This is a genomic window from Pseudomonas sp. SC3(2021) (assembly GCF_019856535.1).
In the GTDB taxonomy this organism is placed as follows: Bacteria; Pseudomonadota; Gammaproteobacteria; order Pseudomonadales; family Pseudomonadaceae; genus Aquipseudomonas; species Aquipseudomonas monsensis.
Genome location: NZ_CP082236.1, coordinates 171,893 through 198,728, shown reverse-complemented (window position 1 = coordinate 198,728; position 26,836 = coordinate 171,893). Strand labels below are relative to the sequence as shown.

Sequence of the window (26,836 nt, the reverse complement as noted above, 5' to 3'; positions counted from 1 at the left end):
AACGATACATGGGGTGTTGATTACAGGACGCAGTGCTAAGCTGCGCCCATGAACTATCTCGCACATTTGCACCTCGGTGGCCAGCGTCCCGGCCAATTACTCGGCAGCCTCTATGGCGACTTCGTCAAAGGCCGGCTGCAAGGGCAGTTCGCTCCGGAGGTCGAGGCGGCCATTCAACTGCATCGACGGATTGACGTATTTACCGATCGTCATCCGTTGGTGGACACCGCCCTCGGGCGCTTTACCCAGACCCGCCGGCGTTATGCCGGGATCGTCCTCGATGTGTTTTTTGATCATTGCCTGGCGCGGGACTGGACGCTGTATGCCGATCAGCCGCTGGAGCACTTCACCGCAGATGTGTACCGGGTGCTGTCCCGTGAACCGCAATTGCCCGAGCGACTGGCGAAGATTGCCCCGCACATGGTCGCCAATGACTGGCTGGGTTCGTATCAGGAATTTGAAGTGCTGGAGCAGGTATTGCGCGGGATCTCGCGGCGGTTGACTCGGCCGGAAGAACTGGCGGGGGCGATGCAGGAATTGCGGCGGTTGTATGAGCCATTGAGCGAAGACTTCCGGTTGTTCTACCCGCAACTTCAGGACTTCGCACGCTTCGACCAATAAACCTGGATCCCTGTGGGAGCGGGCAAGCCCGCTCCCACAGGGTCATTTGTCGATTTCGGGAAATGTGTTTCAGGCGGCGATCAGCTCGCCGGCACGACGTGGTTCAGCAGGTTTCGCCACCTCACCAAACAACGCCTTCTGCACCGCCTGCTGCGCTTCAAACGCCAATGCCGCACGCTCACGACCCTGGCAGGCAATGGGCTTGAGCAGGTGCACTTCTACGTCACCGCAATCGTGGCTGAACAGGCGCATCAGATGCGAGAGCAAATCGTCGTCACCAATGAACGGCGCCAGCGCGTCGATTTCGCCATCGCGCAGATAACGGATCGCCACCGGTTGCAGCATCACTTGCGAATCAATCGCTGCCGACAACAGGCGCCCATGGAAGGTCCGCAGCGAGCGGCCGTCGGTGGTGGTGCCTTCCGGGAACATCAGCAGCGCATGATCGGTTTGCAGGTGACGGGTCATCTGCTTGCGGATCAACTGGCTGTCGCCCGAACCGCGACGGATGAACAGGCTGCCGGCCTTAGCCGCCAGCCAGCCGGCCACCGGCCAGGTGCGCACTTCGGCTTTGGACAGAAACGACAGCGGCGTCAGCATGCCCAGCAAGGGAATGTCGGTCCACGACACATGATTGCTGACCCACAGCATCGGCTGCTTTGGCAGCTCGCCGTGCACGGTCACGCGAAAGGGCAGGGCATTGCTCAGACGCGCCATGAAAAAGCGCGACCAGCGCTGGCGACGCTCCATTGAATGCGCCAGGCCAATCCGTTCGAACACACCAAAGACGCTGGCCATGGTCAAACCCAGTGCCACCACCAGCAACACTCGCGCGATTCGCGCGTACACCCGCAGCCGGCTCATCACACCGCCGCCTTGAAGTGCTTGGCGTAGCGCGGGCAGAGTTCGTCGCGCTTGAGCAGGATAAACACGTCGGCAACCTGGAAGTCTTCGTCCCAGCACGGCTCGCCGCAGATCTTCGCGCCCAGACGCATATAAGCCTTGAGCAGGGGCGGCATTTCGGCGATCACGTTGGACGGGATGTCCAGCGTCGGCAGCGGGTTCTTCGGCTCGGCGCGCAGGTTTTCGGTGCACAGATAACGTTCGCGCAGGCGCTGCATGATCGCGTGGGCCTGGATACCGCCGTCCTGCATCGGAATGCTCGCGCAACCCATCAAGTAGCTGTAACCGCCCTGATTCAACACTTCCGCCAGTTCACCCCAGAGCACGGCGATGGTGCCGCCGTTGCGGTAGGCCGGGTCGACGCAGGTGCGGCCGATTTCCAGAATCGGGCCTTGCAGATGCGCCAGGCCATGCAGGCTGAATTCTTCTTCGCTGTAGAACTTGCCCAGGCTGCTGGCGGCGGTGTGATCGAGCAGGCGGGTGGTCGCGACCAAACGGCCGGTGTTCAAGTCACGCACACCGATGTGGCTGCAGTGAACATCATAGTCATCCATGTCCAGACCCAGTTCCGCGCCTTTCAGTTTGGCGTTGAACTCGCCGCTGAAAACGTTGAAACGCAGGGCCTGGGCTTGCTGCAGAGCCTCGGCGCCGATCAGGCGTTCGGCTTGCAGGCGGCGTTCATTGCCGGTGTCGCTGATGCGGGCGATCTGAGTCATTGTGAATCTCCGTACGGGCCTTTAACCCGTCGTGGGTTGCAGCCGATCGACTTTCTTTATGCAGCCGTGTTGTGCAAAGTCAGGCTATGTAGCCCCGGTGTCATCGCCATGAACGTTCGGTGATGCTTATATGACAGCCCACAAGGAGCCTCTTATGCCCTGGCCCGCTCTGCTGCAAAACCGTGAACGATTGCCCGCCGCCCCTGACCTTGCGGAGGGTTTTGCGACGTTGTTGCATCAACTGGGCAACGTCACACCGTTTGAATTGGCGGTGGCCGGCGCTCGGCGGATGGCGACGCCGGGGCTGGCGTTTCTGGTCGGATATCAGGCGGCGCTGAGGATGTTGTGGCCGAGCGCGCCACTGAGCCTCGGTGCATTGTGTGCGACCGAACAGCGCAGCCTGCGCCCGGCAGACATGCAGACCCGGCTGACGGATTTGCGCCTGAGCGGGCGCAAGGATTTCGTCACGGCCGGCGATGCTGCCGACTGGTTGTTGATCGCGGCACGCAGTGAGGAACCCGGTGAAACGCCGCGTCTGAGTCTGGCCGTGGTCTATCCCGGTGAACCCGGCGTGAGCGTGGAAAAACTGCCGGCGCTACCGTTGATGCCCGACATCAGTCATGGCCGTTTGCAGCTGGATGGTGCGTTGTGCGAGTTGCTCGCGGGTGATGGCTGGGATGCTTACGTCAAACCGTTTCGTACCCTTGAAGATGTCTATGTCCTGAGCGCGATGACCGCGTGGCTGTACGGCGTCGGCCAGGACAGCGACTGGCCGCAGACCCTGCAATTGCGCTTGCTGGCGCTGTTGGCCGGGTGTGCCGAAGCGAGTCGGCAGCCGCCGAACAATCCCGCCGGGCATGTGTTGCTGGGCGGGTTGTTTGCGCAGTTTGATGCGTTCAAACCCGAGATCGATCAGGCGTTGGCCGAGGGCAATCCGGAGTGGGCGCAGATGTGGCAGCGCGATCAGGGGGTGATGCAATTGGCGGCGGGGGCTCGGGCCAAGCGCTTGGCCAAGGCTTTGGCGGTGTCCTGACTGACCCCATCGCTGGCAAGCCAGCTCCCACAGGTTTCACAGGTGTTCACAAAATTTGTATTCACTAAAGAACCCTGTGGGAGCTGGCTTGCCAGCGATGGCGATCTCATGGACAGCAAAATCTCAAATTTGTCATGAGCCCCGACTAGTCTCAGCAGGTTCTCCCCAAGAGCCCTCGTCATGTGCAAAGGCCTGTCGCTGTTTCTGCTGCTGATCTGCTTCACCGTTCAAGCCGAACCATGGCCCGGCGAACAATGGCCAATCGGCCCGAAGATCACCGGCCCGGCCGTCGAGGCCTTGGAGCGTTACGCCTTCCCGCCCCGCGCTGACAGCACCCGCCAGGGCGTCCGCACCGATGCCTTGTTGATCGTCCGCGATGGCCAGATCATCTACGAACGCTACGCCGGCCCGACCACCGAACAAACTCCGCACCTGACCTGGTCGATCAGCAAAAGCCTGATGGCCACCGTCCTCGGCGTGGCGTACGGCGAAGGCCTGTTCAAACTCGAAAACCCGGCCGTGCAGTTTTACCCACCGCTGGAAAAACACCCGACGATCAAAATCGCCGACCTGCTGCACTGGGCCTCAGGCATCGACTGGCAGGAAGACTACGAGTACGCACCGCTGAAATCCTCGGTGGTGGCGATGCTCTACACCCGTGGTCATCAAGACATGGCGGCGTTCAGCGCCGATCACGCAGCCTATGCCGAACCGGGGCAGGCGTTCCGTTACTCCAGCGGCGACAGCAACCTGCTCGCCGCCGCCTTGAAAAACATCGTCGGCGCGCAACGTTATCCGGACTACCCGTGGACGGCGTTGTTCGAACCCCTGGATATCCGCCACGCCGTGTGGGAAACCGATGCCGCGGGCACGTTTGTCGCGTCGTCCTACGCTTATCTGACGGCGCGCGATCTGGCGCGGGTCGGTCTGTTGATGGCCCGCGATGGACGCTGGAAGGATCGGCAATTGCTGCCCAAGGATTGGCTGGCCTTCAACCGTCAACCCTTCAGCGGTTACAAGGCCCATCAGGACGAAGCCGTTCCCGGGGGCCAATGGTGGCTCAATCGCCCGGCCGATGGCGCCGCCTCGCCGTGGCCCGACGCCCCTCCCGACACCTTCGCCGCCCTCGGCCACTGGGGCCAGGCGCTGTACGTGATTCCCAGTGAAAAACTGGTGATCGTGCGCTATGGCGATGATCGTGATGGCAGTTACCGCCACAACGAATTGCTCAACCGTGTGTTGAAGGCGGTGCAGCCATGAAGCGCTTGTTGCTGGTGCTGCTGATCGCGTTGCTTGGGTGGATCGGCTACGAGCGTGAAAATCTATGGGCGTTCCCGGACATCATCAGCGCCTACACCGCCAAGGAATATTGTTCGTGCCGTTATGTGATGAACAACGACGTCGGGTATTGCCGTGGCTATGTGAAACAGTGGCTGCCGACCGGCCACTTTAGCGATGACGCCGCCAGCAAAACCATCACCGTCAGCGGCCTGGGTCGCAGCAACAGCGCCCGCTGGCAGGGCGAGCGCCAGGGCTGTCGCCTCGATCCCTGAAACCCTCGATCCGCCAGGCCGTAGATAACCCTGTGGGAACTGGCTTGCCAGCGATGACGGTGTTTCAGTCAACAGAGATATAGCCTGCCCTGGCGCTATCGCTGGCAAGCCAGCTCCCACAGGGATTTTCACCAACGGTTAGATTTGCTGCGATCAGTTTGCAATAACTGCGTGGGCGGTTAAGGTTCGTGCAGGTTTATTGCCCCCACGAGTCTTCAATGTTCAACCGCCCCCTCATTGCAACCGTGTCCAGCCTGTTGCTGGCCGCCGCCGCGTTACCGGCGCAGGCCAATTGGTACCTGGATGGCGAGTCGTCGCGGCTCTCGTTCGTCAGCACGAAAAACGCCAGTGTCTCCGAAGTGCAGCGCTTTCTGGTGTTGCACGGCAAGGTCGATCCGGATGGCCGCGCCGAAGTTGAAGTCGAGCTGGACTCGATCAACAGCGGCGTCCCGCTGCGTGATGAGCGTATGCGCAAAGAGTTGTTCCAGATCGAGCAATTCCCCGAAGCGACCATCACCACCCGGATCGACCTGCGGCCGATCAACGATCTGGCCCCCGGCGCGCAGCTGGAGTTGCGCTTGCCGCTGACCGTCAACCTGCACGGCAAACAACACGAATATCCCGCCGAACTGCTGGCAACGCGTCTCGATGACCGCCGGTTTCAAGTGGTCACGCTGGAGCCCTTGGTGATCAACGCCGAGGATTTCGATCTGGCGCCGGGGCTGGAGTCCTTGCGCAAACTGGCCGACCTGTCGGCCATCAGTCTGTCAGTGCCGGTGGGTGCGGTGCTGATCTTCACGGCGCGCTGACATGCGCGGTGGGGTGTTTCCGTGGCGTGACGGCAACCGGTTCGAGTTGTTGATCGACGGCCCGCAATTTTTCCCGCGCATGCTCGAGCAGATTGCCGGCGCTCAGGAGCAGATCGAGCTTGAGTTGTATCTGGTCGAGGCCGGCGCCTGTGCCGAAACCATCGTGCAAGCCCTGGTGCTGGCGGCCGAGCGCGGGGTGCGCGTGCGGTGCCTGTTCGATGATTACGGCAGCCTCGCGTTTACCCTGCATCTGCGTCAGCGCCTGATCCAGGCCGGCGTCGAGCTGCGTTTCTACAATCGCCTGAACTGGCGGCGCTGGGTCGGCAATTTCTACCGCGATCATCGCAAGCTGTTGCTGGTCGATCAGCGTCTGGCAGTGGTGGGGGGGACCGGTGTCACCGATGAATTCTGGACGCCGGGCCACGCCACCAGTGAATGGCATGAGGTGATGGTGGAAATCAGCGGCCCGCTGGTGATTGACTGGCAATTACTGTTCGACCGCCAATGGATCGCCAACCGCTATCGCCGCGCCTGGAGACCGGCCGCGCATTTCGGTCTGCCGCGTTTGCCACGGGTGCCGGACAAGGGCGAGGGCATGGGCCGCGTTGCGTATGCCGACGCCCGCCAGCATCGCGACATTCTGCAATCACTGTTCCGCGCCTTGAACAGCGGACAGCAACGCATCTGGATGGCCACGCCGTACTTCCTGCCCACCTGGAAAATTCGCCGCTCCCTGCGCAAAGCGGCCGCGCGTGGCGTCGATGTGCGCCTGCTGCTGACCGGCCCGCGCACCGATCACCCCTCGGTGCGCTACGCCGGGCATCGTTACTACCCGCGACTGCTCAAGGCCGGGGTGCAGATCTTTGAATACCAGCCGTGCTTTCTGCATTTGAAAATGGTGCTGGTGGACGATTGGGTGAGCATCGGCTCATGCAACTTCGATCACTGGAATTTACGCTTCAATCTGGAGGCGAACCTGGAAGCGCTGGATCCGGCGTTGACGGCAGCAGTGCAGGCGAGTTTCGTGAAGGACTTCGGGCTGAGCCAGCAGGTGAGTCTGGAAGAATGGCAGCGCCGACCGTTGTGGCGGCGGGTGAAGCAGCGGGTGTGGGGGTGGGTGGATCGGGTGGTGGTCAATATCCTCGATAGACGCGGCTAGTTGCAACACCCCAAAACACTGTGGGAGCTGGCTTGCCAGCGATGAGGCCATCACATTCAACATATCAGTTGACTGTCAGGCCGCCATCGCTGGCAAGCCAGCTCCCACAGGTTTTGTGTGTAGCTTCAGTTCTTACAGCAATTCAAAGCTCTGCTGCGTCACGTCCTGGGAGTCCAGGCCGATCTGCACGTTGAACTTGCCAGGCTCGGCCGCGTATTTGAGCTGGGCGTTGTAGAACTTCAGGTCATCCTCGGTGATGGTGAAGTGCACGACTTTCTGTTCGCCGGCCTTGAGCATGATTTTCTGGAAGTTCTTCAGTTCTTTCACCGGGCGGATCATCGAGCCGGTGACGTCCTGAATGTACAGCTGCACCACGGTTTCGCCGTCACGTTTGCCGGTGTTCTTCAGCGTGACGCTGGCGTCGAGCTTGCCGGTGGCGTTCAGGGTTGTCGACGACAGCGCCATGTCGCTCAGGGCGAAGCTGGTGTAGCTCAGGCCGTAACCGAACGGGAACAGCGGACCTGTGGTGTCATCGAAATACTGCGAGGTGTAGTTGCCCGGTTTGCCCGGCGTGAATGGCCGGCCAATGCTCAGGTGGTTGTAATAGGTCGGAATCTGGCCCACGGAGCGCGGGAAGGTCACCGGCAGTTTGCCCGACGGGTTGTAGTCGCCGAACAGCACGTCAGCGATGGCGTTGCCGCCCTCGGTGCCACTGAACCAGGTTTCCAGAATCGCGTCAGCCGACTGGTTCTCTTCGAGGATGGTCAGCGGCCGGCCGTTCATCAATACCAGCACCAGCGGCTTGCCGGTGGCTTTCAGTGCGCGGATCAGCTCGCGCTGGTTCTGCGGGATGTTCAGGTCGGTACGGCTCGAGGATTCGTGGGACATGCCACGGGATTCGCCCACCGCTGCGACGATCACGTCAGCGTCCTTGGCGGCTTTCACCGCTTCGTCGATCAGTACGTTGGCCGGACGCGGGTCATCGACCACTTCCGGCGCGTCGAAGTTGAGGAAGTTCAGGTAGTCCAGGACCTTCTTGTCGCTGGTGATGTTGGCGCCACGGGCGTAGATCAGGTTCGCCTTGTCGCCGATCACCGAACTCATGCCGTCGAACAGGGTCACCGACTGCGCAGGGCGCCCGGCGGCAGCCCAACTGCCCATCATGTCGATCGGCGCCTTGGCCAGCGGGCCGACCAGGGCGACTTTCGCGTCTTTCTTCAGCGGCAGGGTGTCGTTCTGGTTCTTCAGCAGCACCAGACTGCGGCGCGCCACGTCACGGGCCTCGGCGCGGTGCAGGCGGCTGTCGGCGTAGGTGTCGGCCGGATCATCTTCAGCCTTGCCGATGCGCAGGTACGGGTCTTTGAACAGGCCCATGTCGTACTTGGCGGCGAGCACTTCGCGCACCGCGTTGTCGATGTCTTTCTGTTCGATTTCGCCAGACTTGAGCAGCCCCGGCAGCTCTTTGCCGTACAGGGTGTCGTTCATGCTCATGTCGATGCCGGCCTTGATCGCCAGCTTCGCCGCTTCTCGACCGTCGCGTGCCACGCCGTGCTTGATCAGTTCGAAGATCGCGCCGTGGTCGCTGACCGCCAGGCCCTTGAAGCCCCAGTCCTTGCGCAGCAGATCGTTCATCAGCCAGGTATTGGCCGTGGCCGGGATGCCGTTGATCGAGTTCAGCGCCACCATCACACCGCCAGCGCCGGCATCAATCGCGGCGCGGTACGGTGGCAGGTAGTCCTGGTACATCTTCACCGGGCTCATGTCGACGGTGTTGTAGTCGCGACCACCCTCGACCGCACCGTACAGGGCGAAGTGCTTGACGCTGGCCATGATGCTGTCGGCGGCGCTCGGGGTGTCGCCCTGATAGGCCTTGACCATGACTTTGGCGATGCGCGAGGTCAGGTAAGTGTCTTCACCGAAACCTTCTGAGCTGCGGCCCCAACGTGGGTCACGGGAGATATCGACCATCGGCGCGAAGGTGATGTCGAGGCTGTCGGACGCGGCTTCCCTGGCGGCAACGCGCCCGGACTGGCCGATGGCGTCCATGTCCCAGCTCGAGGCGAGGGCCAGTGGAATCGGGAAAATCGTACGGTGACCGTGGATCACGTCGTACGCAAAAAACATCGGAATCTTCAGGCGACTGCGCATCGCCGCGTCCTGCATCGGACGGTTTTCCGGGCGGGTGATCGAATTGAACGTACCGCCGATGTTGCCGGCGGCGATCTCTTTGCGGATCAGCTCGCGAGGCATCTCCGGGCCGATGCTGATCAGGCGTAACTGGCCGATCTTCTCGTCGAGGGTCATTTGCTTCATCAGGTCGCTGATGAACGCGTCCTTGTTTTCCAGGGGTACCGGGGTCGTGGCGGCCAATACTTGATGACTGGCCAGGCTGACGAACAGACCCAGCAAACACAGCTTCTTCATGAATGTTTTTCTCTAGGGCCCAAACGGCAATGCAATGCCGGCCAGCCAAAATTTAGGGAGCGACTATTGTTGTTCGGGTGCAGGCTCGAAAAGTCAGAGCCGGAAAACGGCAGCCGACGGTTGGCAGCGTGAGCGCGCAGGGCACTTTTTAGCCCATTGGCCCGTCGCAATCCAGTGGCGCCGCCGATTATGCCCCAACAGCCGGCGAGAATGTTTCGCGCTCGGTTTTTAAATGAAATGTGCCAGGGAGCATCATTTTGATGAATGTCAGTCCGATCCACCGTTCGCGTTTGCAGGTTGTCACGTTACTGATATTGGCAACGCTGCTGACTGCGTGCGGCATCAACAATATTCCAACCCTCGACGAACAGGCCAAGGCCGCCTGGGGCCAGGTGCAGAACCAGTATCAGCGTCGCGCGGACCTGATTCCCAACCTGGTGGAAACCGTGAAGGGTTACGCCAAGCATGAAGAGGCAACCCTGACAGCGGTCGTCGAAGCCCGGGCCAAGGCGACGTCGATCCAGGTCGATGCCAGCACCCTCGACAATCCTGAGAAACTCAAGCAGTACCAGCAGGCGCAGGATCAACTGAGCGGCGCGTTGAGTCGCTTGATGGTGGTCTCCGAGCGTTATCCGGACCTGAAAGCCAACCAGAACTTCCTCGCCTTGCAATCGCAGCTCGAAGGCACGGAAAACCGTATTGCCGTGGCGCGGCGCGATTTCATTCTGGCGGTGCAGAAGTACAACACCGAGATCCGCACGTTTCCCGGTCGCCTCTGGCACAGCGTGATGTACAGCGATCTGCCGATTCGCGAAACCTTCGAAGCCACGACCCCCGGTGCGGAAAAGGCCCCGGAAGTGAAGTTCTGACCCGAGGTAATTCATGCGTGTGTTGAAGATAGGCCTGGTGCTGATGCTGTGGCTGTTCGCCGTCAGCGCCCGGGCCGAGTTGACGTTCCCGGCGCTGAGCGGACGCGTGGTCGACGAGGCGCAAATGATCGAGCCGTCGGTGCGTGCGCAACTGAGCCAGCAATTGCAGGCGCACGAGCAGACGACCGGCGAGCAACTGGTGGTGGTCACGGTGCCGGACCTGCAAGGCACCACCATCGAGGATTATGGCGTGCAACTGGGCCGGCACTGGGGCATCGGCCAGAAGGACAAGAACAACGGCGCGCTGCTGATCGTCGCCCGGGACGAGCGCAAGCTGCGCATCGAAGTCGGTTACGGGCTGGAGGATCGCCTGACTGACGCCCAGACATCGGTGATCATCCACCAGGTCATCACTCCGGCGTTCAAGGCCGGCAATTTCAGCAAGGGCATCAGCGACGGCGTGGCGGCGATGCTGGTGGTGCTCGGCGGTAATCCGCTGGACGAGCCGTCGACGGTGTATGAGTCGAGCGGTGATCCGCAAAACGATTTTGTCTCGCGCCATCCGCTGTTGTTCGTTTTTCTGGTGATGTTGTTCATCCTGACGGTGTTTGTCTGCCAGATGCTCGGTATCCTTCCCGCCGGCCGTGGCGGCACCGGTGGCGGGGGCGGCTTCGGCGGCGGTGGATTTGGCGGCGGCGGCGGAGGCGGGGGCTTCAGCGGCGGCGGGGGCAGTTTCGGCGGCGGCGGTTCGTCCGGCGGCTGGTGACATTAAAAGAATAATGAGCAGGCACTTTCGACATGGCATTACTGACTGAACACGAACAGCGCAAAGTCGCCGAGGCGATCGCCCGGGTCGAACGCGACACTGACGCCGAACTGGTGACGGTGCTGGCAGCCCGCGCCGACGACTATGCGTACATCCCGTTGCTGTGGGCCAGTCTGCTGGCGTTGCTGGTGCCAGGCATCGTCCACTACCTGACGGGCTGGTTGACCATGCGCAGTCTGTTACTGGTGCAGTGGGGGCTGTTCATTGTCCTGTGCCTGCTGTTTCGCCTGCCGAAAGTCACCACTCACCTGGTCCCGCGCCGCGTGCGCCACTGGCGTGCATCGAACCTGGCGCGGCGGCAATTTCTCGAACAGAACCTGCACCACACCGTCGGCAGCACCGGCATGCTGATCTTTGTCTGCGAGGCCGAGCGTTACGTGGAGATTCTGGTGGACGAGGGCATTTCCCGGCGGCTGGACAACAAGAGCTGGGATTTGATTGTTGCGGCGTTTACCGAGCAGGTCAGGCAAGGGCGCACGCTGGAGGGGTTTGTCACCTGTATCGAAGCGTGTGGGGAATTGCTGAAAGTGCATGTGCCGGTGACGCAGGTGAGGAATGAGTTGCCGAATCGGTTGATTGTGCTGGGGTGAGACAAACCCTCACCCCAGCCCTCTCCCGGAGGGAGAGGGGGCCGACCGAGGTGTCTTGCGCTCGACATCGACCTGAAAAACCGTGTCGATTATGGATTCAAGGCAAATCGTTCAAGTCGGTGTATCTCGTCAATATCCCCCAATCAGTCCCCTCTACCTCTGGGAGAGGGCTAGGGTGAGGGCCGCTTTAACCAACCGTTCGGCAAATAAGAGCGTGTCCCCAACCCCCATCCCCCCTAAAATACCCGCCATTCCCGATTTCGCCCGTCCGAGGCCGCTTTTTCATGTCCGTTACCGCCCCATCCATCAAGCCTGCGCCCGATCACCACGCCCAGTTCATCGAACTGCTGCAAACCAGCCTCGAACAGAACGGCTTCATCAAACTGGTGCTGGCCAAGTACGTGGGCGAAGAGGCGGATCTGCAGCGGATCATCATCAAAGCGGTGACGGTCAAGGCCCAGCCGAACCTGTCGTTCGTCTATCGCTACAAGACCCGTGACATCACCAAGAATCTGGCGCTGAGCGAAGGCGTGGCGGTGATTGCCGAGCTGTTGCCGGCCGCGTTCAAAAATGCGCATTTGCTGACCGTGACCGACGAAGCCCAGCTCGAATACAGCAAAAAGGGCAAGTCTTCGCTGTTCAAGAGCAAACCTCAGCAATTGCGTGAAGCGCCGTCCGCCGAGCACAACCGCGAGAAAAACCGTTTTCTGGAGCTCAGTCGACCGTTCCTCAAGGACCTCGGCGTGACCAACGCGCAACACGAGCTGATCCCGGCGATGTCGCGCAAGTGGAAGCAGATCAACAAGTTCATCGAAGTGTTCAGCCACGCCCTGACCTCGTCACCGCTGGCGCTGGACAAACCGGTGCGGGTGGCGGACTTCGGTTCGGGCAAGGGTTACCTGACGTTTGCCATCCACGATTACCTGCGCAACACGCTCAAGGCCGAAGGCGAAGTCACCGGCGTCGAATTGCGCGAGGAAATGGTCAACCTGTGCAACGCCGCCGCCGCGAAGCTGGAACACCCGGGGCTGGTGTTCAAGTGCGGTGACGTGCGCAGCGTGGCGCCGAGCGAGCTGGACGTGATGATCGCCCTGCATGCCTGCGACATCGCCACCGACTATGCGATCCACACCGGCATCCGTTCGGGTGCCTCGATCATCATGTGCTCGCCGTGCTGCCACAAGCAGATTCGTCTGCAGATCCAGAGCCCGGCACTGCTCAAACCGATGCTGCAATACGGTCTGCACCTCGGCCAGCAGGCGGAAATGGTCACTGACAGCTTGCGCGCGCTGTTCCTCGAAGCCTGTGGTTACGAGACCAAGGTGTTCGAGTTCATCTCGCTGGAACACACCAACAAGAACAAGATGATTCTGGCGGTGAAACGCGCCGAGCCGCTGGACCCGGCTCAGTTGTTGGTGAAGATTCAGGCGTTGAAAGACTTCTACAATATCAGCGAGCACTGCCTGGAAACCTTGCTGCGCGCAGACGGTTACCTGGCCTGACCTGGATCCTTTGGAAGCAAGCCTGCTCGCGACATCATTGTGACGGTCAGTCGGCCTTCGCGAGCACGCTCGCTCCCACATGGGGTTTGATGACGGTCTTGCGACCGAGCATCACCGTCGCAATTACCCCGCAGGCAAATACCCAGGTGATCGGCTCCACATGTTCGCCAAAGAACAACGCTGAAAACGCGATGGTGAAGAAGATCTGCAGCAACTGGATCTGACTGACCCGCGCAATCCCGCCCATCGCCAGCCCGGCGTACCAGGCGAAGAACCCGAGAAACTGCGAGAACAGCGCGACGTAGCCAAAAGCCCACCAGGTCCTGGCCGACACTGCGCCGTGATGTTGCAGCGCCAGGTACAGCACCGGCCCGATCAACAGCGGCGTCGACAGCACCAGCGCCCAGCAGATCACCTGCCAGCCGCCCATCTCCTTCGCCAGTCGCCCACCCTCGGCATACCCCAGGCCACCCACGGCAATTGCGCCGAGCATCAACAGGTCCCCGGCCTGAATGCTGCCGGCACCGGTGTACAACGCGTAACCGAGCACCAGCGCACTGCCCAGCGCGGCGCAGGCCCAGAAGGCTTTCGACGGCCGTTCATGGGACAGCCACGCCGCATACAGCGCCACGCACAGCGGCTGCAAACCATTGACCAGTGCGCCGTGGGACGCCGGCAAGGTCTGCATGGCCCACGCCGACAACACCGGGAAGCCGAGGATCACCCCGGCGATCACCAGGCTCAGGCCTTTGATCTGCTGCCAGGTCGGCCATTTTTCCCGGCGCCACAACAACAGCAATGCTGCCGGGATTGCCGCGAACAGCGCCCGCCCCAGGCCATTGAGCAATGGATGCAGTTCCTGCACCACGATCCGGGTGAAGGGCAGGGTGAGGCTGAAAATCACAACCCCGAGCAGGCCGAGGGCCATGCCGGTGTTTTCGCGCGAAGACATAGGAAGACCGAAATTGAGGGTGGCAGGGAGCGAGTCTCATAAAGCCATAAACCGTGGACTTCTGGCTGTTACAGCTAGGCACAGACTTAGGCGTACAGTTCGAGTTTGCCATCGCTGGCAAGCCAGCTCCCACAGTGTCCGAGTTGAGCGCCAACAAATGCGTGATCGACACAGAACCTGTGGGAGCTGGCTTGCCAGCGATGAAGTCAACTCGGTAGTAGCCGGTTGTTACCCGCCCGAACGGATAAGGTCTACCTTGAATACTCCCAGGCATTTCCCAGAGGAGTCCTCCCCATGGCCGCGAAAAAAATTCTGATGCTGGTCGGCGATTACGTCGAAGACTACGAAGTGATGGTGCCGTTCCAGGCCCTGCAAATGGTCGGGCATACCGTGCACGCCGTGTGCCCGGACAAAGCTGCCGGCAAAACTGTGCGCACCGCGATCCATGACTTCGAAGGCGATCAGACCTACAGCGAGAAACCCGGTCACCTGTTCGCCCTCAACTTCGACTTTGCCAAGGTCGCCGAAGCCGACTACGACGCCCTCCTGATCCCCGGCGGTCGTGCGCCGGAATACCTGCGCCTGAACGAAAAAGTCCTCGAACTGGTGCGCGCCTTCGACAAGGCCGGCAAGCCGATTGCGGCGGTCTGCCATGGTGCGCAACTGCTGGCGGCGGCGGGCGTTCTCGAAGGGCGCGAGTGCAGCGCCTATCCGGCCTGTGCCCCGGAAGTGCGCCTGGCCGGTGGTACGTACATCGACATCCCGGTGACGGACGGCCACGTTCAAGGCAATCTGGCCACTGCACCGGCCTGGCCGGCGCATCCGAACTGGCTGGCCGGTTTCCTCGGCTTGCTTGGCACCAAAATTACCCTGTAACGAGGATTCGTCCATGTGCGAGCTCTACGTCAAGGCCGATCCGATTCTCTACGAATCCCGCTCGCGCTCGCTGCGCATCTGCGGCGTGGTGACGACGCTGCGCCTGGAAAACCAGTTCTGGGACATCCTCAGCGAAATCGCCGAAGTTGACGGCATGACCACCAATCAACTGATCGCCAAGCTGTATGAAGAGGTGATGGACTATCGCGGCGAAGTGGTGAATTTCGCCTCGTTCCTGCGGGTGAGTTGTACGCGGTATCTGAGTCAGCGGCGGGTGGGGGCGCCGGAGCTGTCGGTGGTGCGGGCGCTGGTGAAATAGCCCTGACCGAGTTGACCCCATCGCGGGCAAGCCCCCACAGTTTTCTCTGGTGCTCACAAATTTTGTGTTCGCTGAAGAACCTTGTGGGAGCGAGCTTGCTCGCGAAGGCGCCGCTTCAGGCGACAGAAGTCTGAGGCTGGTCTTTACTTCGAAGCGCGGAACCTCTCAACCGCCAAGGAGAATCGAGCATGTCCGGATGGTACGAAGTGAGCAAAAGCAGCAACGGTCAGTTCAGGTTTGTGCTGAAGGCCGCCAACGCCGAAACCATTCTCACCAGCGAGCTCTACACCACCCGTGCGGCCGCCGATAACGGCATTGCTGCGGTGCAGGCCAACAGCCCGCTGGACGAGCGCTACGAGAAAAAGACCACCAGGGATGGCCATCCGTACTTCAACCTCAAGGCTGCCAACCATCAGATCATTGGCAGCAGCGAGTCGTACACCAATGACGCTGCGTGTGCCAAAGGCATCGCCAGCGTCAAGGCCAACGGGCCGAGCAAAACGGTCAAGGACAAGACCTTGCCGGTGCTCTGAATTCCCTCTCAAATTTCACACAGCTCCTGTGGGAGCGGGCTTGCCCGCGATGAGGGCCTATCATTCAGCATTGATGTTGACTGATACACCGCTATCGCTGGCAAGCCAGCTCCCACAGGTAATTGTGTGTGTGAGATCAACGCAGGGTCTCGAGGATCGCTTGCAGCTGACCTCGCCCAGCCTCGCTCAACGCAAACACCGGCAAGCGCGGATCGCCAACCTCCAGCCCTGTCTCGCGCAACCCGGCCTTGATCGTCGCCGGTAAACCACCCTTCAAGATGAAGTCCAGCAGCGGCAACTGGCGGTAGAACAACTCGCGCGCCCGTTCCAGATCACCGGCCAGCGACGCCGCGTATAAATCCAGATTGAGCTGGGGGATCAGGTTCGGTGCGGCGGTGCACCAACCCTTGGCCCCAGCGGCAAACGCTTCCAGCGCCAGCGGATTGCAGCCGTTGTAGAAGGGCACCTGAGCGTCGCCGAGCAGTTGCAGCTTGTGCATGCGCTGGATGTCGCCGGTGCTCTCCTTGACCATGGTCACGTTTTCCACCTCGTTGACGATGCGCAGAATCAGTTCCACCGACATGTCGGTGCCGCTGGTGGCCGGGTTGTTGTAGAGCATGATCGGCACGCCGATGCTGTCGCCGATGGCGCGGTAGTGCGCAAGGATTTCCGCTTCGCTGAGCTTCCAGTACGAGGCTGGCAGCACCATCACCACGTCGGCGCCGTGGGCTTCGGCGAAGCGTGCACGGCGTATGGCTTTGGCGGTGGTCAGGTCGGACACGCTGACGATGGTCGGCAGCCGTTTGGCCACGTGTTTGATGCTGAACTCGGCAACCTGATCCCACTCGGCGTCGCTCAGGTAGGCGCCTTCGCCGGTGCTGCCCAGCGGGGCGATGGCGTGGACGCCGCTGTCGATCAGGCGATTGATAGACTGGCCGAGCGCCGGTAGGTTGAGGCCTTCACCGTTGGCGCCGAACGGGGTGATGGTGTAGCCGATGATGCCGTGAATGTTGGACATGATGAGTCTCCGGAAAAAGCTGAAATCAGTTCAGGCAATCGGCGTGCTGGCGCAGGTTCTGCCGGGCGTAGTAGTTGAAAGCGGCGGCGTGGCGTTTGGGTTTCGACACCCAGTCATGGGCCTCGCGGCCCAGCGCCGGGATGATCGGTTTGATGGTGCCGGCTGCCATCGCCAGCAGTTGCAGCCTGGCGGCGCGTTCGATCAGTTGGGCGATGACACAGGCCTCTTCGATCGTGGTGCCGGTCGACAACTGGCCGTGGTGCGAAAGCAGAATCGCGCGCTTGTCGCCCAGCGCGCCGGCAATCAGCTCACCTTCTTCATTGCCCACCGGCACGCCCGGCCAGCCTTCGAGAAACGCGCAGTCGTCGTACAGCGGGCACAGGTCCATGTGGGAAATCTGCAGCGGTACTTCCAGCATCGACAGCGCGGCAATGTGCGCCGGGTGGGTGTGGATGATGCAGTTCACGTCTGGCCGGGCGCGGTACACCCAACTGTGGAAACGGTTGGCCGGGTTGGCCATGCCGTGCCCTTCGAGGACTTCCAGGTCTTCATTGACCAGCAGCAGATTGCTCGCGGTGATTTCATCGAACCCCAGGCCCAGTTGCTGAGTGTAATAGGTGCCGGGCTGTGGACCACGGGCGGTGATTTGTCCGGCCAGACCGGAGTCGTGGCCATTCTCGAATAGAATTCGGCAGGTCAGTGCCAGCTTTTGCCGGTCAGTCCACGTATTATCCGCCAGGCTTTTTTGCATCTGGGTCAGCGCTTGCTTGACCAGTTGTTCTTTGGGTAGTGCTAATGTCTTGGCCATGTGTGTGTCCTTTGGGTGAGAGCAAATGACACGAAAGAGGCTATATGACACAAAGTGTCATTGGCAAGTATAAATCGTCGCTTCCTTGCTGGAATAACCGCTGCGCATGTCTATCCGTTTGAAATTATTGAGAAAAAAACTTGGGGTGACGCTTGAGGCGCTGGCCGAAAAATCCGGCATGACCAAGAGTTACCTGTCGAAAGTCGAGCGCGGGTTGAACACGCCGTCGATCGCTGCCGCGCTGAAACTGGCGAAAGCGCTGAACGTGAAGGTCGAGGAATTGTTCTCCGAGGACAGCGTCAGCCTCGACAGCTATAGCCTGGTGCGCAGCCACGAACGCCAGTCCCTCGCGGCCAACGATCAGAGCCCCGGGTATGCGGTGCTGGCGCATCAGGTCAGCGAACGCAACCTGCTGCCGTTCATCATTTACCCGGCGAAGGAATTCACCGACAAGACCTTCAAGGAGCATGTGGGCGAGGAGTTTCTGTTCGTCCACGAAGGGCAGGTGGAAGTCGATTTCATGAACGAGAAGGTGCTGCTCGAGCGTGGCGATGCGCTGCACTTCAATGCACAGAAGCCACACCGGATCCGCTCGGTGGGCGAGGTGCAGGCGCAGTTGCTGGTGGTGGTGCACAGCAGCGAAGAATCAACGTGAGTTGGATGGACAGGGTAGTGGCGCATTAGTATCTTACTTGGCAATGTGACCGCCCTACAGTTTGACGGTCATTTCTGAACCCACTGAAGGGTCGGTGAAAAACGGAAGGGACCTGGTGAAGCGGGTTGCTTATTAGACTAGACGACCAAGTAGCGTGATATGAGCAAGCAACCCATTGGCTTCATGAGTTACGTACGTTTTGACAATGAACATGATGAAGGGCAACTGACAGAGTTCTGTAAGCGTTTGGCCGGCGAAGTTCGAATCCAGACAGGCGAAAAATTCGAGATTTTTCAGGATCTGAAGGACATCACATGGGGGCAGCAATGGGCTGAGCGCTTGGATGAGTCGATCGACGGATCTACGTTCCTTATTCCGATTATCACACCTGGCCTCTTCAAGAGTGCAGCCTGCCGCAAGGAACTGGATCGCTTCCTCCTGCGGGAAAAGGCCAGAGGTCGTGCTGATTTGATCCTTCCTGTCTATTACGTCGATTGCCCTGCCATGAGTCGACCGAACAAAAAAGATCCGGATTCGCTCGCGCAAGTCATTGCCAGCCGAAATTATTATGATTGGCGAGAGCTGCGGTTCGAGCCTTTCACTAAACCGGAAATGCGCCGCGCGCTGGCCGACATGGCCAAACAGATTGTCCAGGCAATGGAGCGAGAGCCAGAGCAGTTAGAGAATGTCGTTGCACCTGCCAGCGAGATTGGTACGCAGGATCCTCCGGAGCCAAAGAATGATGCGGACGGAGCTCAAATCGTCCTGAAGAATCAAAAGCGATCATCACCTCCCAAGAGTCATGTCGTTGACTCATTCCATCGTGGTGACTTTCTGAGTATCAGCGAGGCTCTCTGCGCAGCATCACCTGGTGATCGTATCTTGGTTCGTCCTGGGCTGTATCGTGAGGGACTTGTCATTGATAAACCGATAGAGATTATCGGAGAAGGTGAGCTCGGTGAGGTTGTCATCGAGGCGGAAAACAAAAACGCCGTTCGCTTTATGGCGAGCATGGGGCGTATAGCAAATCTCACATTACGCCAAACCGGGGACAGTAGATTATTTTGTATTGATATCGGTCAAGGTCGTCTGGATATCGAGGACTGTGATATCTCAGGACATAATTTATCGTGCATTGGTATTCATGACGGTGCCGATCCTCGCCTGCGTCGCAACCGTATCCATAATAGCTTGCAAAGTGGAGTGCTTATTTATAAAAACGGCTTTGGAACGCTTGAAGACAATGAAATTTTTGATAATGCCGCCTCTGGTGTTGTTATGCGAGAGCAGGCTAATCCAACCTTGCGTCGCAACCGAATTCATGACTGTGGGCAATATGGGATTTATGGGCAGGAATGTCGTGGAGTGATCGAAGATAATGAGATTTTTTCCCACGGAAAATCGGCGTTACTCATTCGCTCGGGTGCCAATCCATTTGTCAGGCGTAATCGTATTTATGAGGCCAAGGGCAGTGGGATTTTCATCCATGACGGCGGTCTGGGTGTCATTGAAGACAATGAGATTTTCAAAAACGCTCTCGCTGGAATAGCCGTGGATAATCTCAGCAACCCGGTCGTGCGTCGTTGTAATGTACATAGCAACATAGAGGGTGGCATCATGGTTTATGACAAAGGGATAGGTGTTTACGAGGAAAATCTGATTGTTGGAAACGGTCTTGCGGGTCTCGAAGTTCGTAGTGGGGCCGCTCCATTATTTCGGCGTAATACCATCCGCGACGGGAAGCAGGGTGGTATCTATGTTCATAACCGTGGCAAGGGCCGACTGGAAGGAAATCATATTATCGGTAACGATCATTCCGGTATCCTCATCGCGGGCTTCAGTTCCCCGATCGTGTCCGGCAACGAAATTGTCAGTAATAAGATTTACGGCATAAAGGTCATGACCAAAGGACGCGGTGACTTTCAGAAAAATGATTTGCGCGGCAATGGCAAAGGCTCATGGGACATCCCTCAAGACTGCCTCGCCGCGGTGAAAAGGAAAGATAACCTTGTAGATTGATCCGCTTAGCCTAGCGCTCTACGAGGACCGATAACTTCGGATTGCCCAGTGCATGGCTCTTCGAGTCAAAAAAACGCAACGCAACCCCGGTCCCTTCAAACACCTTCGCGTAATGCCGCTTCTGATGCTGAATGAACGCCGCACTGCGCGGATAAACCGAGATCGCCACAGTCGCAGGTTTTGCCAGACGCAGGGCCCGCACGATGTGGCTGTCCTGCTCGCCCAAGGCATGGCCGAAGATGCACAGGCTGTCGCCGTGGCCCAATAACTGCGCGTAGCAGAACGACAGGTAATCGGAGCTGCGGATGGTCCTCAGTTTCTCCGCACTCGGCCCTTCGTTGATGAACAGCGGCACGTCATCCAGCGTCTTGAGCGTGTTGTTGATCGCAAAACTGCCGAGCAACGTGCCCTCGGTCGAGGTCAATTTACGCGCGGTACCGTCCTGATTACGTACCAGATGCAGGCCGCCGTGCAGGTACAGCAGACGTGGTTTGCCCGTGGCGGTTTCGCTCAAATCGAACCTAGCGTTGGGGCCATTGAACAGATCGTCGATGGCCTCGCTGCGGTGCTGGAGCGCCCAGTAATTGAGCAAGTCGTAGTTGGTGGTGAACACCGTGCGATAACGCGCCAGTTCTTCGTTGAGCGTCGCCAGGGTTGAGGCCTGCACCAGCCGCCACGGAATGTGCACCGCGTGCACGGTATTGATCAGCGCTTCCTTGATCGCGTAGTAGCGGTTGCGCGGTGCCGCCGAACTGACGGCCAGCGCCTTGTTCACCCGGCTGGTGGTTTTCAGCGCGCCGAGTACCTGCTCGAAGCTGCGCGTCTGCATCGCGTCGAACACGCTCAGTTCCGACGGGCTCAGCGGTTTCTCTTCCACGCTGCGGGCGTTTTCGAACAGCGAGTCGTAGCCGAAGTCGTCCCACACCGCGCGGCTGGCACCGTTGCCCACCAGCAAGCCTGTGAAGTCGGTCGTGGCGCGCAGGGCGTTCCAGTCTTCGAGGGTCGCGTCGACATCCAGAAAATCGCTCATTGCTTGGCACATCTCAAAACTTAGGGGCTGATGGGCGGCGACTTTATCACGAGCGGGCATTGAGCCAGATCAACATCGGCCGTGACCGATCGGTCGATCCTGTGCACATCCGCCGTATCGGAGCAGTCGATTCGGCCTCAGTCAGGAGACGCGCATGAGCAGCACATTTTTCATTCCGGCCGTAAACATCATGGGCAACGGATGCCTCGACGAGGCCATGATTGCGATTCGCAATTACGGTTTCCGCAAGGCGCTGATCGTCACTGACGCGGGGCTGGCCAAGGCCGGTGTGGCGACGATGGTCGCCGAGAAACTGGCGATGCAGGACATCGACTCAGTGATCTTCGACGGCGCCAAACCGAACCCGAGCATCGCTAACGTCGAGTCCGGGCTGGCGCTGCTCAAGGAAAGTCGCTGCGATTTCGTTGTATCGCTGGGCGGCGGTTCGCCCCACGACTGCGCCAAGGGCATCGCCCTGTGTGCGACCAACGGCGGGCAGATCCGCGACTACGAAGGCGTCGACCAATCGAGCAAGCCGCAACTGCCGCTGATCGCCATCAACACCACCGCCGGCACGGCCAGTGAGATGACCCGCTTTTGCATCATCACTGACGAATCGCGTCACGTGAAAATGGCCATCGTCGACCGTAACGTCACACCGCTGCTGTCGGTCAACGATCCTGAACTGATGGTCGCCATGCCCAAAGGCCTGACTGCCGCCACCGGCATGGACGCCTTGACCCACGCCATCGAAGCCTACGTGTCGACCGCCGCCAACCCGATCACCGACGCCTGCGCGCTGAAGGCCATAACCCTGATCAGCAACAATCTGCGCCTGGCCGTGCGCGACGGCAGTGACCTCGCCGCGCGGGAGAACATGGCGTATGCACAGTTCCTTGCCGGCATGGCCTTCAACAATGCGTCCCTCGGCTATGTGCACGCGATGGCGCATCAATTGGGCGGTTTCTACGACTTGCCTCACGGTGTGTGCAACGCCGTGCTGCTGCCCCACGTGCAGACGTTCAATGCGCTGGTGTGTGCCGATCGTCTGACCGATGTTGCCCATGCCATGGGCGCGGACATTCGCGGCTTCAGCCCGGAGGAGGGCGCGCAAGCGGCGATCAACGCGATCCGTTGCCTGGCCAGAGATGTCGATATTCCAGGTGGCCTGCGTGAGCTCGGCGCCAAACTCAACGACATTCCGGTGCTTGCCACCAATGCCTTGAAAGACGCTTGTGGCCTGACCAACCCGCGGGCGGCGGATCAGCGGCAGATCGAGGAGATTTTCCGCAACGCGTTTTGAGTCGGTAGCGTGCCGATCTAGATGAGCTGACCTGACTGCCCCCTTCGCGAGCAAGCCCGCACCCACATTGGATTTGTGTTGTTTGCAAATCCCCTGGAGAGCGGACTTGCTCGTGAAGACGGCTTCGCCAACACCACAAAATCAAGGATTCTCACATCGGCCAACAGCCACCACATTCCTCTCGCCCCCGCCAATCTGAATCAACACCCCCCCTCCAGTGCAGCAACGTCTCCAACACGTGTGGCACGCGTGCGTGAGAGCGAGCGGCGGGCATGGATCGTGGTGCCACTGTTAGAGATTCCACCCGGCACGTTTGTGTTGGCGCGGCACAGGCGCCTGGGAGGGAACGGGTTGAATCGTGGGATTGAGGATGGGATATGTGCCTGACCACTTACCAAGTCTTGGGCGGGAGTCGGCGAGTATGGAAAATGCGTAAAACCTGTAACCGGCTCTGGCGAACACGGTACGGAATCAAATAAGGGCGACCGGGGACAATCCACTCACGCGTTCCGGGTAGGCGCCCTTCGCGTCCCGAGGCGGGAAATCGGGTGAGGTGATCAACATTGTCGAGAATGGTCTGAACAAAGTCAGAGGCAGCCTTGGGATTTTCAAGGGCGATGTACGCGGCTTCCTCATCGAGATTCTTTAACGCGGTTTTCAGCCACTCAATGCGCATTGGCATTCCATTTTTCAGCAATGGCCCTGACTTCATCAGCCGACGCGAAGTCCCCCGCATCGGCCTCTTTCAGCGCTTGCTGGATTTGTTCTATTTGCCAGGCTTCCCGCGCGAGGTACTCGCGTAATGCATCCACCGCCAAGTAAGACTTGCTGCGGCCAGTCGCTTTGGCGAGGCTGGCGAGTGTGTCGGCGATTTCATCTGGGATGCGCAGTGACATGATGGACATGACAATCTCGAAGTAGTGATTTGTAGTGCAACATACTACAGCGTCATACTCGCGGCGATTTGCCGTTCGTCTATCGAACGGTCCAACTGATTTTTTCAAGGAAGAACAATGACCATCAGACAAACTTTTGTCCTTGCCCTCGGTTTCCTGTCAATCACCACTCAAGCTCAGGCCGCCTGCACCACCCAGAGTTTCGACGGCACATCCATGTCGCGCTGCAACGTCTGGCCGGCCTTCCCGAGTCAGGCGATCTCGGTGAAATCCACCTACCTTGCCGATTCCGGCGGCGATGATGCCGGGGTATTCGACCTGGACCTGTCGATCGTCAATGCCAGTACTTACAACCCCATCGCCAGTTACCGTAAACCGGGCGCTTACAACTCCGATGCTGTGCGCTTGGATGATCTGCGTATCGACACCGCCCGTTATCGACTGGCGCCGCAGGTTCGGGCTTTTGGTCTGCGTTCAATGTTCGCGCACAGTTCCCACGCCATTCCCTACGAGAAAACCGATCTGGCGCTGTACGTGCGCGAAGGCAATGAGTTGCGTCCGGTGCTGGAGGGCCTGGTGGTCGCCAAGAACAACGGCGAGTTCATCAATGATTGCGAAGGCTATACCAAGACCATTCGCCGAACCGTCGAGATCGGCCCTTCCAGCCATCATGGTCTGGCCGATTTGATCGTCACCACCAACGGCAGCAAGATGAAAAATACGCAGTCGGGTAAGGAGTGTCTTTCCAAGACCACCCGTCTGAAGCAAAAACAGATCACCCTGACCTACGACGGCCAGCAATACATCGTCCCCGAAGACCTCAGAGGTTACTGAACCGATGCTCACCGGCCTCAACCACCTGACCCTGGCGGTCAGCGATGTGGATCGCAGCCTGGCGTTTTATCACGAGCTGCTGCAACTGCGCGTCGAAGCGACATGGGACGCCGGGGCCTACCTGTCGCTGCCGGGGCTGTGGTTGTGTCTGTCACTCGATCCGCAGCGCCTGTCAGCGCCCGCCGTCGATTACACCCATTACGCGTTCAGCCTCGGCGAGGTGGATTTTCCGCACTTCGTCCAGCGGCTAAAAGCGGCCAACGTGCAGCAATGGCGGGACAACCGCAGCGAAGGTGCATCGTTCTACTTTCTCGACCCTGATGGCCACAAGCTCGAAGTCCACGTCGGTGATCTGGCCTCGCGACTGGCAGCGTGTCGGTTCAAACCGTACTCCGGCATGCGTTTTTACGACGAGTCATGATCAGACACATTTGTCTGTTATAGACTGGCCACCACGTGTAATGGCCCCGTGCAGGTTTTCCATGACTCCATCGTTGTTACTGGCCGTGCTGGCCTCGGGTTTCATCTATGGCATCACGCCGGGTCCTGGCGTGCTGGCGGTGTTCGGTATTGGCGCGGCCCACGGACGGCGGGCCGGGGCCGGGTTTCTCTGCGGGCATCTGCTCGGCGATGTGGTCTGGTGCAGCACCGCGCTGATCGCCATTGTCGGCGCCCGGGAAATCGGCAGCACTGCGTTCGATGTGCTCGGCGTGCTCAGCGGTTTGTACCTGTTCTGGCTTGGCTGGCGTGCAGTGCGTGCTCAGCGTCGCAGCGGTGACGAACCGCAAGGCGCGGCGCGCCAGCCGTTCTGGCACGGTATTGTGTTCGGTCTGACCAATCCCAAGGCGTACCCGGTGGCAGTCGCGACGTTCACCGCGCTGCTGTCGAGCCGCGCTGAATTGCTGAATTGGTCGATGCTGCCGGCGCTGATCGCCCTGAGCTTCCTCGGCGGACTGCTGGCCTACGCTATCCTGATTGGCGTGGTCGGCGCGCAGCGCGTGCGGAGGCTGTATCAGCGTCACGAATTGCTGATCACGCGGTTGTGTGGCGTGATGTTCATCGGTTTCGCCATCAACGCGCTGATGCATGCGCTGCCGGGGCTGATGCCGAACAAGGCTTGAAGGTGTGTGCAGGGATGCGCAATCAAGAGGTCACGGATGGTTGATCAGTGCTGCATTACCCGGACACCCACGCTGAACCATGGAAAGCCGAAATTCCGCGCCGTTGGCGAGTTTTATTGATTTATTGCTGGATGCCGTTTGCGCGGTCGACAAGCAGGGCCGTTTCGTTTTTGTCAGCGCTGCTTGCGAGCGGATCTTCGGTTACACGCCTGAAGAGCTGATCGGCCGGGAAATGATCGAACTGGTGCACCCGGCCGACCGTCAGCGCACCCTGGCCGCCGCCCATGAAATCATGGGTGGCGACCCCAAACACAACTTCGAAAACCGCTACGTGCGCAAGGATGGCAGCGTCGCCCATATCCTCTGGTCGGCACGCTGGTCGGAAGTCGATCAACTGCGCATTGCCGTGGCCCGCGACATCACCGAACGCAAGCAGGCCGAATCCCGGCAGGCGGCGTTGTATGCGATCTCGGAGGCGGCGCACGTGGCAGAGGATTTGCTGGCGCTGTTCAAGCGCATCCACCTGATCATTGGCGAATGGCTACCGGCGCTGAATTTCTCCGTGGCGCTGTACGACGAACATTGCGCCAAGCTGAATTTCCCTTACCACGTCGATGACCACGAATTGCAGCCCGAGCAACCGGGCACGGTCACCGGACGTCTGTGCACGCAAGTGATCCGCAGCGGTCAACCGATCCTGCTGACACCGGACAGTCCCGATGCCTCTCCCGAATTCGCTGCGCTGGTGGCCGGGCAGGATTCACCCTGCTGGCTCGGCGTGCCGTTGCACTCGAAAAACGGCACCATCGGCGCACTGATCGTAAAGAGCCTGCCCGGCGGCGAGCGCTACACCGAACAGGACAAGGAACTGCTGCAATACGTCTGTGCCCAGGTCGCGACTGCCATCGAGCGTCAGCAATTGCATGCACGGCTCAAGCGCATGGCGCAGTACGACCAACTGACGCAGTTGCCCAATCGCGAATTGCTCCGGGATCGCCTCAAATCTGCGCTGGCCAGCGCCCGGGACGCGTCGGGCAACATGGCGCTGCTGTATGTCGATCTGGATCGCTTCAAGCAGGTCAATGACACCTTTGGTCACGCCGTTGGCGACATGCTGTTGCAAACCGTGGCCAACCGGTTGAAGGGGTGCGTGCGCGAGACTGATACCGTCGCGCGCATCGGTGGCGATGAGTTCATCGTGCTGCTGCACAGCGTTCACGTCGCGGAAGATGCCGACAGCGTGGCGCAAAAAATCCGCCAGGTGCTGGTACAACCGATGCGTCTGGACGGTCACAACCTGCACATCGAACCGAGCATCGGTGTCGCCCGTTACCCGGAACACGGCAGTGAAGAACAACAACTGTTTCGCCACGCCGATCAGGCCATGTACACGGCGAAACGCTTGAACCATCGGGCGCTGGATATCTGATCGGCGGCGCGCCGTTCGTCGCGACATCGGTAACTTTT

General features: G+C 59.9%; 29 protein-coding genes. 20 read left to right on the top strand and 9 right to left on the bottom strand.

From position 1 onward, the window contains the following. Positions 1 to 48 precede the first annotated feature (48 nt). Complete coding sequence (locus K5Y35_RS00960; RefSeq protein ID WP_123465354.1) at positions 49 to 621, top strand: ACP phosphodiesterase; 573 nt, start codon at positions 49 to 51, stop codon at positions 619 to 621. A gap of 69 nt (positions 622 to 690) precedes the next feature. Here the strand turns inward: K5Y35_RS00960 and K5Y35_RS00955 are convergent, their stop codons facing one another. Continuing rightward, entirely contained in the window at positions 691 to 1,485 is a 795-nt protein-coding gene (locus K5Y35_RS00955) for a lysophospholipid acyltransferase family protein (RefSeq protein ID WP_123465356.1), read from the bottom strand. Beyond that, positions 1,485 to 2,240 carry an L-ornithine N(alpha)-acyltransferase gene (gene olsB / locus K5Y35_RS00950; RefSeq protein WP_016982801.1) on the bottom strand — a complete coding sequence of 252 codons (756 nt, stop codon included), beginning with the start codon at positions 2,238 to 2,240 and terminating at the stop codon, positions 1,485 to 1,487. Before olsB ends, K5Y35_RS00955 begins: the two co-directional genes overlap by 1 nt. Positions 2,241 to 2,394: 154 nt before the next feature. On the opposite strand from olsB, the gene K5Y35_RS00945 reads away from it, so the two are divergent. From K5Y35_RS00945 to K5Y35_RS00925, 5 genes are all read left to right on the top strand, one after another. Next, entirely contained in the window at positions 2,395 to 3,273 is an 879-nt protein-coding gene (locus K5Y35_RS00945; protein WP_123465358.1) for an acyl-CoA dehydrogenase family protein, read from the top strand. 180 nt (positions 3,274 to 3,453) lie between these two features. After that, positions 3,454 to 4,533 (top strand): serine hydrolase domain-containing protein, encoded by a 1,080-nt coding sequence (locus tag K5Y35_RS00940; protein WP_222833510.1) that lies wholly within the window; start codon positions 3,454 to 3,456, stop codon positions 4,531 to 4,533. Continuing rightward, positions 4,530 to 4,826, top strand: coding sequence for an amidase (locus K5Y35_RS00935; protein ID WP_222833509.1), 297 nt, complete (start codon positions 4,530 to 4,532; stop codon positions 4,824 to 4,826). The genes K5Y35_RS00940 and K5Y35_RS00935 overlap by 4 nt, the downstream gene beginning before the upstream one ends. Positions 4,827 to 5,044: 218 nt before the next feature. After that, positions 5,045 to 5,635, top strand: coding sequence for a YceI family protein (locus K5Y35_RS00930; RefSeq protein ID WP_222833508.1), 591 nt, complete (start codon positions 5,045 to 5,047; stop codon positions 5,633 to 5,635). A 1-nt stretch (position 5,636) separates the two neighbouring features. Beyond that, positions 5,637 to 6,794, top strand: a complete 1,158-nt coding sequence (locus tag K5Y35_RS00925) for a phospholipase D-like domain-containing protein (protein WP_123465366.1) — start codon at positions 5,637 to 5,639, stop codon at positions 6,792 to 6,794. Between the two features lie 132 nt (positions 6,795 to 6,926). On the opposite strand, the gene bglX is transcribed toward K5Y35_RS00925, so the two are convergent. Continuing rightward, positions 6,927 to 9,218, bottom strand: coding sequence for a beta-glucosidase BglX (gene bglX / locus K5Y35_RS00920; protein WP_222833507.1), 2,292 nt, complete (start codon positions 9,216 to 9,218; stop codon positions 6,927 to 6,929). A gap of 260 nt (positions 9,219 to 9,478) precedes the next feature. Between bglX and K5Y35_RS00915 the strand changes: the two genes are divergently transcribed. The 4 genes from K5Y35_RS00915 (at position 9,479) to K5Y35_RS00900 (ending at position 13,005) form a co-directional block, all read left to right on the top strand. Further along, entirely contained in the window at positions 9,479 to 10,087 is a 609-nt protein-coding gene (locus K5Y35_RS00915; RefSeq protein ID WP_123465370.1) for a LemA family protein, read from the top strand. Positions 10,088 to 10,100: 13 nt separating this feature from the next. Next, entirely contained in the window at positions 10,101 to 10,853 is a 753-nt protein-coding gene (locus K5Y35_RS00910; RefSeq protein ID WP_222833506.1) for a TPM domain-containing protein, read from the top strand. A 32-nt stretch (positions 10,854 to 10,885) separates the two neighbouring features. Further along, positions 10,886 to 11,503 carry a TPM domain-containing protein gene (locus tag K5Y35_RS00905; protein ID WP_186744524.1) on the top strand — a complete coding sequence of 206 codons (618 nt, stop codon included), beginning with the start codon at positions 10,886 to 10,888 and terminating at the stop codon, positions 11,501 to 11,503. Between the two features lie 284 nt (positions 11,504 to 11,787). Next, the gene (locus K5Y35_RS00900; RefSeq protein ID WP_222833505.1) at positions 11,788 to 13,005 is read left to right on the top strand and encodes a class I SAM-dependent methyltransferase; all 1,218 of its coding nucleotides are present in this window, start codon (positions 11,788 to 11,790) and stop codon (positions 13,003 to 13,005) included. Between the two features lie 46 nt (positions 13,006 to 13,051). On the opposite strand, the gene K5Y35_RS00895 is transcribed toward K5Y35_RS00900, so the two are convergent. Continuing rightward, complete coding sequence (locus K5Y35_RS00895; RefSeq protein ID WP_222833504.1) at positions 13,052 to 13,957, bottom strand: DMT family transporter; 906 nt, start codon at positions 13,955 to 13,957, stop codon at positions 13,052 to 13,054. A gap of 294 nt (positions 13,958 to 14,251) precedes the next feature. Between K5Y35_RS00895 and K5Y35_RS00890 the strand changes: the two genes are divergently transcribed. The 3 genes from K5Y35_RS00890 to K5Y35_RS00880 all read left to right on the top strand — a co-directional run bounded on the left by K5Y35_RS00890 (position 14,252) and on the right by K5Y35_RS00880 (position 15,685). Then, positions 14,252 to 14,833, top strand: coding sequence for a DJ-1/PfpI family protein (locus tag K5Y35_RS00890; RefSeq protein ID WP_123465380.1), 582 nt, complete (start codon positions 14,252 to 14,254; stop codon positions 14,831 to 14,833). Positions 14,834 to 14,846: 13 nt separating this feature from the next. After that, positions 14,847 to 15,152 (top strand): ribbon-helix-helix domain-containing protein, encoded by a 306-nt coding sequence (locus K5Y35_RS00885; protein ID WP_222833503.1) that lies wholly within the window; start codon positions 14,847 to 14,849, stop codon positions 15,150 to 15,152. A gap of 188 nt (positions 15,153 to 15,340) precedes the next feature. Next, positions 15,341 to 15,685: a YegP family protein gene (locus K5Y35_RS00880; RefSeq protein ID WP_123465384.1), complete on the top strand. Its 345-nt coding sequence runs from the start codon at positions 15,341 to 15,343 to the stop codon at positions 15,683 to 15,685. A gap of 136 nt (positions 15,686 to 15,821) precedes the next feature. Here the strand turns inward: K5Y35_RS00880 and K5Y35_RS00875 are convergent, their stop codons facing one another. Next, positions 15,822 to 16,706 carry a dihydrodipicolinate synthase family protein gene (locus K5Y35_RS00875; RefSeq protein ID WP_222834426.1) on the bottom strand — a complete coding sequence of 295 codons (885 nt, stop codon included), beginning with the start codon at positions 16,704 to 16,706 and terminating at the stop codon, positions 15,822 to 15,824. Positions 16,707 to 16,728: 22 nt separating this feature from the next. Then, on the bottom strand, positions 16,729 to 17,511 hold the full coding sequence (locus K5Y35_RS00870; protein WP_128615973.1) for an aldolase: 783 nt from the start codon (positions 17,509 to 17,511) through the stop codon (positions 16,729 to 16,731). A 106-nt stretch (positions 17,512 to 17,617) separates the two neighbouring features. Between K5Y35_RS00870 and K5Y35_RS00865 the strand changes: the two genes are divergently transcribed. Then, positions 17,618 to 18,166 (top strand): helix-turn-helix domain-containing protein, encoded by a 549-nt coding sequence (locus K5Y35_RS00865; RefSeq protein WP_222833502.1) that lies wholly within the window; start codon positions 17,618 to 17,620, stop codon positions 18,164 to 18,166. Between the two features lie 159 nt (positions 18,167 to 18,325). Continuing rightward, entirely contained in the window at positions 18,326 to 20,185 is a 1,860-nt protein-coding gene (locus K5Y35_RS00860) for a right-handed parallel beta-helix repeat-containing protein (RefSeq protein ID WP_222833501.1), read from the top strand. 10 nt (positions 20,186 to 20,195) lie between these two features. Here the strand turns inward: K5Y35_RS00860 and K5Y35_RS00855 are convergent, their stop codons facing one another. Further along, a complete protein-coding gene (locus K5Y35_RS00855; RefSeq protein ID WP_222833500.1) occupies positions 20,196 to 21,215 on the bottom strand; it encodes a DUF4917 family protein in 1,020 nt (339 codons plus the stop codon). A gap of 154 nt (positions 21,216 to 21,369) precedes the next feature. Here K5Y35_RS00855 and yiaY point away from each other — a divergent pair, with 154 nt between their 5' ends. Continuing rightward, positions 21,370 to 22,518: an L-threonine dehydrogenase gene (gene yiaY / locus K5Y35_RS00850; RefSeq protein WP_222833499.1), complete on the top strand. Its 1,149-nt coding sequence runs from the start codon at positions 21,370 to 21,372 to the stop codon at positions 22,516 to 22,518. 391 nt (positions 22,519 to 22,909) lie between these two features. Here yiaY and K5Y35_RS00845 read toward each other — a convergent pair whose 3' ends face one another. Together K5Y35_RS00845 and K5Y35_RS00840 are read right to left on the bottom strand one after the other, a co-directional pair. Continuing rightward, entirely contained in the window at positions 22,910 to 23,194 is a 285-nt protein-coding gene (locus tag K5Y35_RS00845) for a type II toxin-antitoxin system RelE/ParE family toxin (RefSeq protein ID WP_128614018.1), read from the bottom strand. Beyond that, positions 23,184 to 23,423, bottom strand: coding sequence for a CopG family ribbon-helix-helix protein (locus tag K5Y35_RS00840; protein WP_128614016.1), 240 nt, complete (start codon positions 23,421 to 23,423; stop codon positions 23,184 to 23,186). Before K5Y35_RS00840 ends, K5Y35_RS00845 begins: the two co-directional genes overlap by 11 nt. Positions 23,424 to 23,531: 108 nt before the next feature. Between K5Y35_RS00840 and K5Y35_RS00835 the strand changes: the two genes are divergently transcribed. From K5Y35_RS00835 to K5Y35_RS00820, 4 genes are all read left to right on the top strand, one after another. After that, entirely contained in the window at positions 23,532 to 24,248 is a 717-nt protein-coding gene (locus K5Y35_RS00835; RefSeq protein WP_128614015.1) for a hypothetical protein, read from the top strand. Positions 24,249 to 24,252: 4 nt separating this feature from the next. Further along, the gene (gene fos / locus K5Y35_RS00830) at positions 24,253 to 24,669 is read left to right on the top strand and encodes a fosfomycin resistance glutathione transferase (protein WP_123465400.1); all 417 of its coding nucleotides are present in this window, start codon (positions 24,253 to 24,255) and stop codon (positions 24,667 to 24,669) included. 61 nt (positions 24,670 to 24,730) lie between these two features. Next, complete coding sequence (locus tag K5Y35_RS00825; RefSeq protein ID WP_222833498.1) at positions 24,731 to 25,369, top strand: LysE family translocator; 639 nt, start codon at positions 24,731 to 24,733, stop codon at positions 25,367 to 25,369. 79 nt (positions 25,370 to 25,448) lie between these two features. Then, on the top strand, positions 25,449 to 26,798 hold the full coding sequence (locus K5Y35_RS00820; RefSeq protein WP_222833497.1) for a bifunctional diguanylate cyclase/phosphodiesterase: 1,350 nt from the start codon (positions 25,449 to 25,451) through the stop codon (positions 26,796 to 26,798). The last annotated feature ends 38 nt before the right edge of the window (positions 26,799 to 26,836 follow it).